We start from the raw sequence: 11,786 nt of genomic DNA on the forward strand, positions 1-11,786 counted from the left end.
CTATTTCGGAACGTATTCGAGCAGTTCGGGAAAGCTTTTGTCGAACCGCTTCATCCAGCGCTTGAGCTTGGGCCTGCCGCGCTGCCAGTCCTCGCCGAATCGCAGCGACAGATAGCCGAGCGCCGCCCTCAGCGCGATGTGGCCGGCGTTGATCTTCTTTCCCAGCCGCGGCGCGTTCGCGTTCAAATGATCCAGCGCGCGCACCGCCTTCGACCACTGCTTGTCGAGCCATGGCTGATGGATCTTGTCTTCGGGGCGGAAGCGCCGCTCGTAAACATGCGCGAGCAGGCAATCCGCGATGCCGTCGCCGAGCGCCTCCAGGCGTTCGGCTTCGGCGCGCTTGGCGGCATTGCGCGGAAAGAGCCGGTTGCCGGACATGCGGTTCAGCTGCTGGGTGATGGCCCGGCTGTCGAAGATCGCGGCGCCGTCGTCCATCAGGAGCACCGGGATCTTGCCGAGCGGATTGGCGTCCATCAGCACGGCCGGTTCGGCATTAGTGTCGACCGCGACCGATTCGAACGGAATGTCGGCATAGGCCGCCGCCATGCGGACCTTGGCGCTGTAGGGCGATGCATTCGAGAAGAGGATGCGCGTCATCGGGATCCGGTTCGGTTGGAACGTGGTGCTGGGTTCGATGGAAGGGAAAGAAACCCTACCGCGCCACGCGGCAGCGGCCGTCGTAGACATTCCAGCGATCGAACCCGTCGATGCAGGCTTCGACGTTGGAGCCGACGCCTGCGAAGCCCATGCCTTCCTCGATGAAGTACCAGGCGGTGCGGCTCAGTCCGTCGGACAGCGTGACCGTGGCTTCGCAATAGGTGCGCGGTACCGGCCACGTCTCGGACGAACCGAGATAGCGCTGGAGTTGCACGTTCCGGAAATCGACGATCGCGACGTCCGGAAGGTTCGGGACGTGCTGGACCTGATAGCGGAAATTGTCCGAGACGCGTTTCAGCACCCATCCTTCGCTGCAGATGCTGCTGTCCACATAGTAGCCGCCGGAAAGATCGGCGCTGCTTGCCGGTGCGGTGACCGGCAATGACGCGCCGGCAGCGATTGCCGCTGATGTTGCGAAAGCCGCGAGACGGTTCATGGGGACCTGCCGGATTTTGTGGGGTGCTTCAAGTTCAGGCGGCACTCTGCGGTCCGGAGGGACACCGGTCAAGACGGATCGGTTGCCTTTCCCGCCCCGAAGCGTAACGTGAATTTGCGATGGGCAGGGGGATCGGCCGATGCAAGAGGACGTCAGGGGCGTCGTCGAACGCCTGTTCAGGGCAGCGGAAGCGGCCGACATACCCGCAGCGCTCGGGTGTTTTGCAGAAAACGGCGTGCTGATCGATCCGCACTATCCCAATCCAGAGATGCGCGGTCGGACCGAGATCGAGAAGGGTCTGGTCTGGGGACTTTCGGTCATGAAGCAGTTCGGCTTCCGGATCGCGCGGGTCTTCGAGGGCGCGGATGGCCGCAGTGCGGCCTTCGAGATCGACACCAACCACGTGCTGAAGGGCGGTCAGAAACTGTCTTTCCCGCAGGTCTTCGTGGTCGACGTGGAGGACGGGCTGATCGTCAGCATGCGCGCCTACGAGCCCTACGGCCCGAACGGCATCGGCGGCTTCTTCCTGGGCCTGGAGAGGTTGAAGCGAAGGGTCTTCCGTTAGTCGGCGTTCTCAAGCGTCGTCGGAGGGCGGGGCCTCGCCCGCGATCTCTTCGATCTGCCAGTTCCCGGCGCCACGTTCGCCGAGGCGTGCCGACAGTGCTGGCATGATCGTACGCATCTCTTCCTCCAGCGTGAAGGGCGGGTTGACGACGAGCATGCCGCAGCCGTCGAGCCTCGGTTCGGACGATGGTTTCCGGACGAGGATCGAAAAATCGGTAATCTTCGGAATCTTCGCGCCACGTAGTGCGTCGTGAAATGCGTTCACCGCGCCGCCATCCTTGATCGGGTACCACACGGCATAGATGCCGCCAGGCCAGCGCCGGTGTGCCCGGCCCAGCCGCTCCGCGATGCGGTCGAACTCGCCGGTCTCCTCGAAGGGCGGGTCGATCAGCACGAGGCCGCGCTTCTCCTTCGGCGGAAGCTGTGCTCCCAGCGCCAGCCAGCCGTCCAGCTGGATGACGCGGACCTGAAAATCGCCGGCGAACCGTGCCTTCAGGCGTGAGGCATCGTCGGGATGGAGCTCGACGGCGGTCAGGCGGTCGCGTGAACGCAGCAGGTGGCGCACCAGTGTCGGCGAGCCTGGGTAGTGGCGCACGCCTCCATCCGGATTGAGGGCGCGCACGGCATCCAGATAGGGTGCCAGCAGGTCGCTGGCCTGCCGCGGAAGGCTGGCGTCCATCAGCCGCCCGATACCACCCCGCCATTCTCCCGTCTTCTGCGCCTCGTCGGACGAGAGGTCGTAGAGGCCCGTGCCGGCATGGGTGTCGATCACCCGGAACGTCTTGTCCTTGTGCTTCAGGTACTCGACGATGCGCCCCAGCACGGCATGCTTGAAGACATCGGCGAAATTCCCGGCGTGGTAGGCGTGGCGGTAGTTCATGGCTGCGGCTTCACGTTCTTTCCCGAATGCATCACCACGCGTGATCGATCCGATCAAACGAAATCGTCCGGGCGGCCTGTAACGGGCTTCTGAAAGCGGTTACTCTCCCGGCATGAACCAGCTCGCGCCCATCCGCATCGGCCATTCGGCCTGTCCGCACGACTGCCCCTCGACCTGCGCGCTCGACGTCGAGATCCTGGGACCCGATCGCATCGGCCGGGTGTATGGGGCGAAGGAGAACACCTATACGGCCGGCGTGATCTGCGCCAAGGTGGCGCGCTATTCCGAGCGGATCCACCACCCCGACCGCCTGTTGAAGCCGCTGGTGCGCGCCGGCGGCAAGGGGGAGGGCGGCTGGAAGGAGGCGAGCTGGGAAGCCGCGCTCGATCTCGTAGCCGAAAAGTTCCTGAGGGCGGAAGATAGGCACGGTTCGGAGACCGTGTGGCCTTACTACTACGCCGGCACGATGGGCCTGGTGCAGCGCGATTCGATCAACCGGCTGCGGCACGCGAAGAAATATTCCGGCTTCTTCGACACGATCTGCACCAATCTCGCCTGGACCGGCTACGTGATGGGCACCGGCCGGCTCGCGGGCCCGGATCCGCGCGAAATGGCGAAGTCGGATTGCGTCGTGATCTGGGGTACAAACGCGGTCGCTACGCAGGTCAACGTGATGACGCATGCGGTGCGCGCCCGCAAGGAGCGCGGCGCGAAGATCGTCGTCATCGACATCTACGACAACGCGACGATGAAGCAGGCCGACATGGGCCTGATCCTGAAGCCCGGCACCGACGGCGCGCTCGCCTGCGCCGTGATGCACGTGCTCTTCCGCGACGGGCTCGCCGACCGCGACTATCTCGAAAAGTACACAGACGATCCGGCCGGGCTGGAACGGCACCTGGTCTCGCGCACGCCCGAATGGGCTTCCGCCATCACCGGCCTCTCCGTCGGGGAGATCGAGGCCTTCGCCCGGCTGGTCGGAACGACGAAGCGGACCTTCTTCCGCCTCGGTTACGGCTTTGCGCGGCAGCGCAACGGCGCGGTAAACATGCATGCGGCGCTTTCGATCGCCTCCGTCACCGGCTGCTGGCAATATGAGGGTGGCGGCGCCTTCCATTCCAACAGCGGCGTGCTGAAGCTCGATTCGTCCCTAGTCCAGGGCGGCGCAATGATGGACCCGTCGATCCGCCATCTCGACCAGTCGCAGATCGGGCGCGTCCTCACCGGAGACGCCGACGCACTGCAGGGCGGTCCGCCGGTGACCGCGCTGCTCGTCCAGAACACCAATCCGGCCAACGTCGCGCCAGAGCAGCGCCTGGTGAAGCGCGGCCTGCTGCGCGAAGACCTCTTCACCTGCGTCCACGAGCAGTTCATGACGGATACGGCGAAGCTCGCCGACGTGGTGCTGCCCGCGACGATGTTCCTGGAACATCACGACATCTACAAGGGCGGCGGCAACCAGCATGTCACGCTCGGCCCGAAGCTGGTGGACCCGCCGGAAGGGCCGCGCCAGAACCTCTTCGTCATCGACGAACTGGCGAAACGCCTGGGCGTGGCCGACCGGCCCGGCTTCGGCATGACAGCACGCGAGCACATCGAGATCATGCTGGAAAAGCGTGGTCTCGGCACGTTCGATACGTTCATGGAAGAGCGCTGGGCCGACCTGCAGCCGGAATTCGAGACGGCCCATTACCTATCAGGCTTCGGCCATCCGGACCGAAAGTTCCGGTTCAAGCCGCAATGGCAGGGCGGCGTCGCGCCCAACAAGCCGCCAAAGTCGATGGGGCTGATGGGGCCGCACGAGAGGCTGCCGGAGTATCCCGACCACGTCGACCTGATCGAGGTCGCGGACGAGAACCACCCGTTCCGGCTGGCCACATCGCCGGCGCGTTCATTCCTTAATTCGAGCTTCTCAGAGACGCCCGGCTCCGTGACGCGCGAAAAGCGCCCGGAGCTTCTGATCCATCCCGACGACGCGGTGGCGCTGGGCGTGGCCGACGGCGACCGCGTCGAACTCGGCAATGTCCGCGGCGAGATCGTGCTTCATGCGAAAGTGTTCGACGGCGTCCGGCGCGGCGTCGTCATCGCCGAAGGCATCTGGCCGAATTCAGCGCATGAACGCGGGGAGGGGATCAACGTGCTCACCGGCGCCGACGCCGCGGCCCCCTATGGCGGCGCGGCGTTCCACGACAACCGGGTGTGGGTTAGGGCGGCGGGCTGACCTAAGGCGTGAACCGCGCCAGGTGCTCCAGGTCGGTCTCCTGCCGGCGGAACATCTCTTCCGGCGAGGGCGAGAAGAGCCGCTGGTCCGGATCGCTTCCGCCCGCGCCGGCAAAGACGGTCCGGTCTCCTTCCAGCCGCGCTTCGCCGCGCGCGACCAGCGACAGCGCCATCGGGTAGAGCCGGTGCTCGGCGGTCAGCACGCGCTGCCCGAGCGTTTCGGCGTCGTCTTCCGGCAGCACAGGCACCGCGGCCTGGGCGATGATCGGGCCGTCGTCGGTCTTCTCCGTCACGAAGTGGACCGAACAGCCGTGGATGAGAACGCCCATCTCGAGCGCTCGGCGGTGCGTGTCGAGGCCCGGGAACGCGGGTAGCAGCGACGGATGGATGTTGATCATGCGGCCCGCCCACGCCGTCACGATGTCGGCGGTGAGGACGCGCATGTAGCCCGCCAGGCACACGATGTCGGGCGAGAATTCGGACAGCGCCTCCGAAACCGCGGCGTCGTGCTCCGCCCGTGACTTGAACCCCTTCTGCGGCACGCAAACGGCTTCGATCCCGCGGGCGCGGGCGGTCGCCAACCCGCGCGCCGACGCGTTGTTGGAGAGGACGCCGACGATCTCGGCGGGATACTCCGGCGACGAGGCCGCCGCCAGCAGCGCCTCCATGTTCGAGCCACGGCCGGACAGGAGGACGGCGACCCGCTTCTTTGTGCTCACAGTTCGATGGCTCCGCGATAAATGACGCCGGCGTCGCGGCGGGGACATATGCGACCGATGGGCGAGACCGTCTCTCCGGCCTGGTTCAGTACGGCGGCGACCTGTGCGGCCTGGCCGGCGGCGACCACCGCGATCATGCCAATGCCACAGTTGAAGGTTCGCAGCATCTCGAGGTCGGCGATGCCGCCGGTCTTCTGCAGCCAGCCGAACACGGGCGGAGCGTCGATCGCCTCGAGATCGATCTCGGCGGACCAGTCGTCCGTCAGTACCCGCGGGATGTTGTCGGGGAAACCGCCGCCGGTGATGTGGGCCAAGGCCTTGATGCCATGGGTGCCGCGCACCGCATGGAGCAAGGGTTTTACGTAAATGCGTGTGGGCTCGAGCAGGGCGCGGGCAAGGCTCCGGTCCTCGGCGAAAGGAGCCGGATCGTCCCATCCGAGGCCGCTCTTCTCAACGATCTTGCGCACCAGCGAGAAACCGTTCGAGTGCAGGCCCGAAGACGCGAGCCCCAGAATGACGTCTCCTTCGGCGATGTCATCGGTCGGCAACAGCAGGCCGCGTTCGGCGGCCCCGACGGCGAACCCCGCGAGGTCGTAGTCGCCCTCCGCGTACATGCCAGGCATTTCTGCGGTCTCGCCGCCGATGAGCGCGCAGCCGGCCATGCGGCAGCCTTCGGCGATGCCCGCCACTATAGCCGCGCCCTGATCCGGGTCGAGCTTGCCGGTCGCGAAATAGTCGAGGAAGAAGAGCGGTTCGGCGCCCTGCACGACGAGGTCGTTGACGCACATGGCGACGAGGTCGATGCCGACGGTCTCGTGGATGCCCGCTTCGATGGCGACGCGCAGCTTGGTGCCGACGCCGTCGTTGGCGGCGACCAGCACGGGGTCAGAGAATCCCGCCGCCTTGAGGTCGAACAGCCCGCCGAACCCGCCGATTTCGCCGTCGGCGCCCGGCCGGCGCGTCGCGCGCACCAGCGGCTTGATCTTCTCCACCATGGCGTTGCCGGCGTCGATGTCCACGCCGGCATCCGCATAGGTGAGCCCGTTTTTGCCGTCGCTCATTGAGCCGTGCCTGTCGGTTGACGGTGTTGCCGCCCGGTCCTTCGCATGAAGACGCCGGTGCCGCAAGAAGCCGGCCCGCATCGGTCGTCCTGGCGGGGAGCAAATCGGTGGACGGATTTCCACATACCGCTGGCTCCTTGAACGCGGCCACGCCAACGGCCATCTTTGGTCCGAATCAAAGGCGCATGCCGAGACCGGAATTTGACCGTCCCCAACTTCATCACGATCCTGCGCTTCCTCCTCGTCCCCGCCGTGGTGTTCGCGCTGCTGAGGGGCGAGGTCGACTGGGCGCTGGCGGGCTTCATCGTCGCCGGCGTTTCGGACGGCGTCGACGGTTTCATCGCGCGCCACTTCAACCAGCGCTCCGAACTCGGCGCCTATCTCGACCCGATGGCGGACAAGCTTCTGCTCGTCTCGGTGTTCGTCGTGCTAGGCTACATGGGGGAACTTCCCTTGTGGCTGGTGATCGCCGCCGTTTCCCGCGACGGCCTCATCGTCGGCGGGGTTCTGCTTTCGACGATCATGGGAAATCCGGTGGCCATGAAGCCGCTGTTCGTGTCGAAGGCCAATACCGCGGTCCAGATCGTGCTTGCGGCGCTGGTGCTCGGCCAACTCGCCTTCGAGGCGGAGCCCGGCCTGCTGCGCCTGGGACTGGTGGTGCTGTCGGGCATCTTGACCGCGGCTTCCGGCGCGGCCTATCTCGTCGCCTGGCTCAGGCACATGAATGGCGATGGCGAGAGCGAAACCTTCAGGGGCTGAACCCGAAACGGATGCGGCGGCAAACGCCTCGTTCCGGCGCCAGGTGCTGTTCTGGCTGGCGACGGGCGCGTTCTTCATCCTGTTCCTGCTGATCTTCAGCTCGATTTTGCTTCCCTTCGTGGCGGGCATGGTGCTGGCTTATTTCCTCGATCCCGTCGCCGACAAGCTCGAGAGCTTCGGCATGTCGCGGCTGGCGGCCACCATCACCATCCTGATCGCCTTCGTCGTGTCCTTCGTGCTGGCGCTGATGATCATCGTGCCCATCCTCGCCACGCAGCTTGCCGGTTTCGCGGCGAACCTTCCGGCCTACCTCGCGCAGCTCCAGTCGCTGGTGACGAACCTCGACCCGGCGTGGCTGGAACGCACCATCGGCGTGAAATCGGACAGCCTGCGCGAGGCGCTGAGCACGCTGATCACCCAGGGCGCCGGGTTCCTGACGGGGCTCTTCCAGTCGCTCTGGACCTCCGGTCTAGCCCTGATCAACATCGGCGGCCTGCTGGTGGTGACGCCGGTCGTGGCCTTCTACATGCTGCTCGACTGGGACCGCATGGTCGCGACCGTCGACAACTGGATCCCGCGTGAACATCTCGGCACGGTGCGGCGCCTGGCGAGCGAGATCAACCAGTCGACCGCCGGGTTCCTGCGCGGGCAGGGCACGCTCTGCATCATTCTCGGCGTCCTCTATGCGGTGGCGCTGACGGCGGCGGGACTGAACTTCGGGCTGCTGATCGGACTGGTCGCGGGACTGATCAGCTTCGTTCCCTACATCGGCTCGCTGGTCGGGCTGGTGTTGTCGGTGGGTGTCGCCTTCGTGCAGTTCTGGCCCGACTGGATCATGGTCGCGATCGTCGCCGGCATCTTCTTCGCGGGCCAGTTCATCGAGGGCAACATCCTGCAGCCCAAGCTGGTCGGCCGCAGCGTCAACCTGCATCCCGTCTGGCTGATGTTCGCGCTTTTCGCCTTCGGATCGCTCTTCGGCTTCGTCGGGCTGCTTCTCGCCGTGCCGGCCGCAGCGGCCGTCGCCGTCCTGGTGCGTTTCGCGCTGTCGCGCTATCTGGAATCGCCGATGTACCGCGGCCACGACACGGTCGCAGCGCCCGTCCGGCGCCCGGATTGATGCCATGTCGGAGAAAGCCATGGCGAACCCGCGGCAATTGCCGCTCGATCTCGGCCACGATGCCGAATTATCGCGCGACAGCCTGGTGGTTTCGCCGGCCAACGCCAAGGCCGTGGCGCTGATTGACCGCTGGCCCGACTGGCCCTCTCCGGTCGTCATCCTGGCGGGGCCGACGGGATCGGGCAAGACGCACCTGGGGGAAGTCTGGGCCGAGGCGGCCGACGCGCGGCGGTTACCGACCGACCGGCTCGGCGAAGCGAGCCAGGTTTCGCAGGCGGGCCGTCCGATCCTGATCGACGGCCTCGAGGCGCGCGGCTTTGACGAGACGGCTCTGTTTCACCTCATCAACTCGGTCCAGTCGGCGAATTCCTTCCTTCTGATGACGTCGCGCTCCTTCCCCAACGCCTGGGGCGTCAAGCTCGCCGATCTCGGTTCGCGCCTCAAGGCGGCGACGGTCGTGGAAATCGGCGAACCAGACGACATGCTGCTCGCCGGCGTCATCACCAAGCTCTTCGCCGACCGCCAGCTCGAGGTGGAGGCGCACGTGGTGAGTTATCTCGTCTCGCGCATGGAGCGTTCGCTTTCCACGGCAGGCCGCGTGGTGGAGCGGCTCGACCGCGCCGCCCTGGAGCAGAAATCGCGCATCACCCGCGGATTGGCCGCGCAGGTGCTGACCGCGATGGACCAGGGGCAGGGAGAGTTCGAACTCTGAGGCCGGTGGCAACACCGCAAAACAGTTGCGGCTTGCGGCCTTCCTGTGTATCCCACGGCTCCGAGGCAAACGTCGGAGTGTAGCGCAGTCTGGTAGCGCATCTGGTTTGGGACCAGAGGGTCGCAGGTTCGAATCCTGCCACTCCGACCAGCCGCCGCCGGGCGGTTCGCCCCCGACGCGGAATGCTTCCGCGAGTTTGCGAAAGGATCGACCATGTCAGCGCGCATCTACAGCCCAGCCAGAACCGCCATGCAGTCGGGCAAGGCCAAGACCGGCCGCTGGGTGCTGGAGTTCGATCCCGAGCAGCCGAGGAAGATCGATCCGCTGATGGGCTACACGACCTCCGGAGACATGAAGAGCCAGATCCGCCTGGTCTTCGACACGCGGGAAGAGGCGGTGGCCTATGCCAAGAAACAGGGGCTCGCCTTCCGGGTCCAGGAGCCGAAGGAGATCAAGCGTCGCCAGATTTCCTATTCGGACAATTTCCGCTATGACCGCAAGATACCCTGGACGCACTGAGCGCCAGTAGCGAATGCCCGTCCGGCGCCGCCGGACCGCCGATCCCGTAGCTCAGCCGGATAGAGCACCGGCCTTCTAAGCCGATGGTCGCAGGTTCGAATCCTGCCGGGATCGCCAAAATTCAATCGCTAAGTTCGCTCGCTTGATGTCTGCCACGTCACCGCCGGCAGGCGGTTCGCAGAAGTCGGTCGGCAGATGGTCCTTTCGTGTGGCGAAAAAGCTTTTCGGATATCATCTGGTAGTCGGCGAGATGCGGCCGCTTGAGAAACGCGTCGATCTGCGCAATCGAATGGCCCGTGACACCGGAGAACCGTCGATTCTTCGCGGCCACCATTCGGTGATGGAGGTGTCGTACAAATCGTGGAAAGGTCACGTCCTCGATCTTCTGCCGCCGGCGCTCATCGCGCCACGAGGCAGGCGATATCGCAGAAGGCAAGGCGGCATGCCTGTCGTAAGGGAACTATCGGCGTTGCATCGCATGCACGACTGTACTAGGAGGCGGGCGGTGACGGTCGGCATCTTCCAATCCATGTACATAAGTTCTTGCTGATCGATTGCCTACCTTTGACGGCCTCTCGTTTCATAGGTTCAATGCAGTCTTTCGTGGGGGGATGATGCAGACCGTTCGCGGCCCCGTTCTTGACACGAGAGCGGCTCGGGTGCTGCGAAAAAGCCAGGAACCGACGACTATGCGAGTGGAGAACTTGAAGTGCAGGTGACATTTTTTGGGACGGGCTACGTCGGTCTCGTGCAGGCGGCGGTTCTCGCCGAGGCGGGGCATCATGTGATCTGCGTCGACATCGACGCCCGTAAGGTCGAAGGCCTCAGACAGGGCCAGGTGCCGATCTACGAGCCCGGTCTGGAACGGCTCGTCAGAGACAACAGCGCAGCTGGCCGGCTGCTCTTCACGACCGACGCCGCCGAGGGCATCGCGCACAGCACGCTTCAGTTCATCGCGGTGGGGACGCCGCCGGACGAGGATGGCTCCGCCGACATCAAGTACGTGCTGGGCGTCGCCGACCAGATCGCGGCGCAGATGGATGAGCACAAGATCGTCGTGGTGAAGTCGACCGTTCCAGTGGGGACGAGCCACAAGGTCAAGGAGAAGATGAAGGCCCGGCTGGCCGAGCGCAATCGGCCCGATCTCACCTTCGACGTAGCGTCCAACCCCGAGTTCCTAAAGGAAGGCGCCGCTGTTGCGGACTGCAGCAAGCCGGATCGCATCATCGTGGGCGTGGAGAACGAGGCGGCCGAGAAGGTCCTGCGTGAGCTCTATGCGCCATTCAGCCGCAACCACGAAAAAATCATCAGCATGGACATTCGCAGCGCCGAACTGACCAAGTACGCGGCGAACTGCATGCTCGCCACCAAGATCAGCTTCATCAACGAGATTGCCAACCTGGCCGAACTCCTGGGCGCCGACATCGAGAAGATCCGGCTCGGCATCGGTTCGGATCCGCGCATCGGCTACCAGTTCATCTATCCGGGAGTCGGCTATGGCGGGTCGTGTTTCCCCAAGGACGTCCAGGCGCTGATCAGGACCGCGGACGAGGTCGGTTTCGACGCCACGGTGATGAAGTCGGTGGAGCGTCGCAACAACGAGCAGAAGCGCTTCCTGTTCGACAAGATCTTGCAGCATTTCGGGGGAGACATCGCCGGCAAGACCTTCGCGATGTGGGGCCTGGCCTTCAAGCCGAACACCGACGACATGCGCGAGGCGCCGTCGCGGGTGCTGATGGAGGCCCTGTGGGCGGCGAAAGCGAAGGTACGCGCGTACGATCCCAAGGCCATGGACGAGTGTCGCCGGATCTACGGCGACGTGGATGGACTGGAACTCTGCGAGACGCAGGAGGAAGCGCTCGAAGGCGCCGACGCCCTCGTCCTCGTCACCGAGTGGAAGAGCTTCTTCGCGCCCGACTTCGACGAGTTGAAGAGGATGTTGAAGGAGCCGGTCGTCTTCGACGGCCGCAACGTCTTCGATCCTGTCGTGACCTCCCGGCAGGGGATCACGCTCTACGGAGTCGGAAGAGGCGTTTCGGAAGGGGTGCGTGGCAAGAATGCCCCATCCGACGTTTCCGCTGCCCCCACGTCGAACCGGGCGGCCGTCGGGAATTGATTTTCCGGGAGGGTTCCTGCAAGAAC

General features: G+C 65.1%; 12 protein-coding genes and 2 tRNA genes. 9 read left to right on the forward strand and 5 right to left on the reverse strand.

The window, feature by feature from the left end:
- Together BSQ44_RS10795 and BSQ44_RS10800 are read right to left on the reverse strand one after the other, a co-directional pair.
- On the reverse strand, positions 1 to 597 hold the full coding sequence (locus BSQ44_RS10795; RefSeq protein ID WP_072603934.1) for a glutathione S-transferase family protein: 597 nt from the start codon (positions 595 to 597) through the stop codon (positions 1 to 3).
- A 55-nt stretch (positions 598 to 652) separates the two neighbouring features.
- Positions 653 to 1,093 carry a hypothetical protein gene (locus BSQ44_RS10800; RefSeq protein WP_072603936.1) on the reverse strand — a complete coding sequence of 147 codons (441 nt, stop codon included), beginning with the start codon at positions 1,091 to 1,093 and terminating at the stop codon, positions 653 to 655.
- A gap of 139 nt (positions 1,094 to 1,232) precedes the next feature.
- Here BSQ44_RS10800 and BSQ44_RS10805 point away from each other — a divergent pair, with 139 nt between their 5' ends.
- Positions 1,233 to 1,658 carry a nuclear transport factor 2 family protein gene (locus BSQ44_RS10805; protein WP_072603938.1) on the forward strand — a complete coding sequence of 142 codons (426 nt, stop codon included), beginning with the start codon at positions 1,233 to 1,235 and terminating at the stop codon, positions 1,656 to 1,658.
- 9 nt (positions 1,659 to 1,667) lie between these two features.
- Here BSQ44_RS10805 and BSQ44_RS10810 read toward each other — a convergent pair whose 3' ends face one another.
- A complete protein-coding gene (locus tag BSQ44_RS10810) occupies positions 1,668 to 2,537 on the reverse strand; it encodes a 23S rRNA (adenine(2030)-N(6))-methyltransferase RlmJ (RefSeq protein WP_072603941.1) in 870 nt (289 codons plus the stop codon).
- A gap of 112 nt (positions 2,538 to 2,649) precedes the next feature.
- On the opposite strand from BSQ44_RS10810, the gene BSQ44_RS10815 reads away from it, so the two are divergent.
- Positions 2,650 to 4,758 carry a molybdopterin-containing oxidoreductase family protein gene (locus BSQ44_RS10815; protein ID WP_072603943.1) on the forward strand — a complete coding sequence of 703 codons (2,109 nt, stop codon included), beginning with the start codon at positions 2,650 to 2,652 and terminating at the stop codon, positions 4,756 to 4,758.
- 1 nt (position 4,759) lies between these two features.
- On the opposite strand, the gene purN is transcribed toward BSQ44_RS10815, so the two are convergent.
- Both purN and purM read right to left on the reverse strand, forming a co-directional pair.
- Positions 4,760 to 5,476, reverse strand: coding sequence for a phosphoribosylglycinamide formyltransferase (gene purN / locus BSQ44_RS10820; RefSeq protein WP_072603945.1), 717 nt, complete (start codon positions 5,474 to 5,476; stop codon positions 4,760 to 4,762).
- Positions 5,473 to 6,537 (reverse strand): phosphoribosylformylglycinamidine cyclo-ligase, encoded by a 1,065-nt coding sequence (purM, locus tag BSQ44_RS10825; RefSeq protein WP_072603948.1) that lies wholly within the window; start codon positions 6,535 to 6,537, stop codon positions 5,473 to 5,475. Before purM ends, purN begins: the two co-directional genes overlap by 4 nt.
- Before the next feature lie 201 nt (positions 6,538 to 6,738).
- On the opposite strand from purM, the gene BSQ44_RS10830 reads away from it, so the two are divergent.
- The 7 genes from BSQ44_RS10830 to BSQ44_RS10860 all read left to right on the forward strand — a co-directional run bounded on the left by BSQ44_RS10830 (position 6,739) and on the right by BSQ44_RS10860 (position 11,760).
- The gene (locus tag BSQ44_RS10830; RefSeq protein WP_072603950.1) at positions 6,739 to 7,296 is read left to right on the forward strand and encodes a CDP-alcohol phosphatidyltransferase family protein; all 558 of its coding nucleotides are present in this window, start codon (positions 6,739 to 6,741) and stop codon (positions 7,294 to 7,296) included.
- Positions 7,268 to 8,413: an AI-2E family transporter gene (locus BSQ44_RS27150; RefSeq protein WP_072607993.1), complete on the forward strand. Its 1,146-nt coding sequence runs from the start codon at positions 7,268 to 7,270 to the stop codon at positions 8,411 to 8,413. The genes BSQ44_RS10830 and BSQ44_RS27150 overlap by 29 nt, the downstream gene beginning before the upstream one ends.
- Positions 8,414 to 8,417: 4 nt before the next feature.
- Positions 8,418 to 9,125: a DnaA regulatory inactivator HdaA gene (gene hdaA / locus BSQ44_RS27155; RefSeq protein ID WP_072603952.1), complete on the forward strand. Its 708-nt coding sequence runs from the start codon at positions 8,418 to 8,420 to the stop codon at positions 9,123 to 9,125.
- Positions 9,126 to 9,198: 73 nt separating this feature from the next.
- Positions 9,199 to 9,275 (forward strand) — tRNA-Pro (locus BSQ44_RS10845).
- A 63-nt stretch (positions 9,276 to 9,338) separates the two neighbouring features.
- Positions 9,339 to 9,644 carry an ETC complex I subunit gene (locus BSQ44_RS10850; protein WP_072603954.1) on the forward strand — a complete coding sequence of 102 codons (306 nt, stop codon included), beginning with the start codon at positions 9,339 to 9,341 and terminating at the stop codon, positions 9,642 to 9,644.
- Between the two features lie 40 nt (positions 9,645 to 9,684).
- Positions 9,685 to 9,761, forward strand: a tRNA-Arg gene (locus BSQ44_RS10855).
- 592 nt (positions 9,762 to 10,353) lie between these two features.
- Positions 10,354 to 11,760, forward strand: a complete 1,407-nt coding sequence (locus BSQ44_RS10860) for a UDP-glucose dehydrogenase family protein (RefSeq protein WP_083534687.1) — start codon at positions 10,354 to 10,356, stop codon at positions 11,758 to 11,760.
- The last annotated feature ends 26 nt before the right edge of the window (positions 11,761 to 11,786 follow it).

Source organism: Aquibium oceanicum (genome assembly GCF_001889605.1).
In the GTDB taxonomy this organism is placed as follows: domain Bacteria; phylum Pseudomonadota; class Alphaproteobacteria; order Rhizobiales; family Rhizobiaceae; genus Aquibium; species Aquibium oceanicum.

Excerpts from the sequence above, each read along its gene's own strand:
- BSQ44_RS10795 (WP_072603934.1), bottom strand. The coding sequence starts at position 597 with ATGACGCGCATCCTCTTCTCGAATGCATCGCCCTACAGCGCCAAGGTC.
- BSQ44_RS10800 (WP_072603936.1), bottom strand. The coding sequence starts at position 1,093 with ATGAACCGTCTCGCGGCTTTCGCAACATCAGCGGCAATCGCTGCCGGC.
- BSQ44_RS10805 (WP_072603938.1), top strand. The coding sequence starts at position 1,233 with ATGCAAGAGGACGTCAGGGGCGTCGTCGAACGCCTGTTCAGGGCAGCG.
- BSQ44_RS10810 (WP_072603941.1), bottom strand. The coding sequence starts at position 2,537 with ATGAACTACCGCCACGCCTACCACGCCGGGAATTTCGCCGATGTCTTC.
- BSQ44_RS10815 (WP_072603943.1), top strand. The coding sequence starts at position 2,650 with ATGAACCAGCTCGCGCCCATCCGCATCGGCCATTCGGCCTGTCCGCAC.
- purM (WP_072603948.1), bottom strand. The coding sequence starts at position 6,537 with ATGAGCGACGGCAAAAACGGGCTCACCTATGCGGATGCCGGCGTGGAC.
- BSQ44_RS27150 (WP_072607993.1), top strand. The coding sequence starts at position 7,268 with ATGGCGAGAGCGAAACCTTCAGGGGCTGAACCCGAAACGGATGCGGCG.
- hdaA (WP_072603952.1), top strand. The coding sequence starts at position 8,418 with ATGTCGGAGAAAGCCATGGCGAACCCGCGGCAATTGCCGCTCGATCTC.
- BSQ44_RS10850 (WP_072603954.1), top strand. The coding sequence starts at position 9,339 with ATGTCAGCGCGCATCTACAGCCCAGCCAGAACCGCCATGCAGTCGGGC.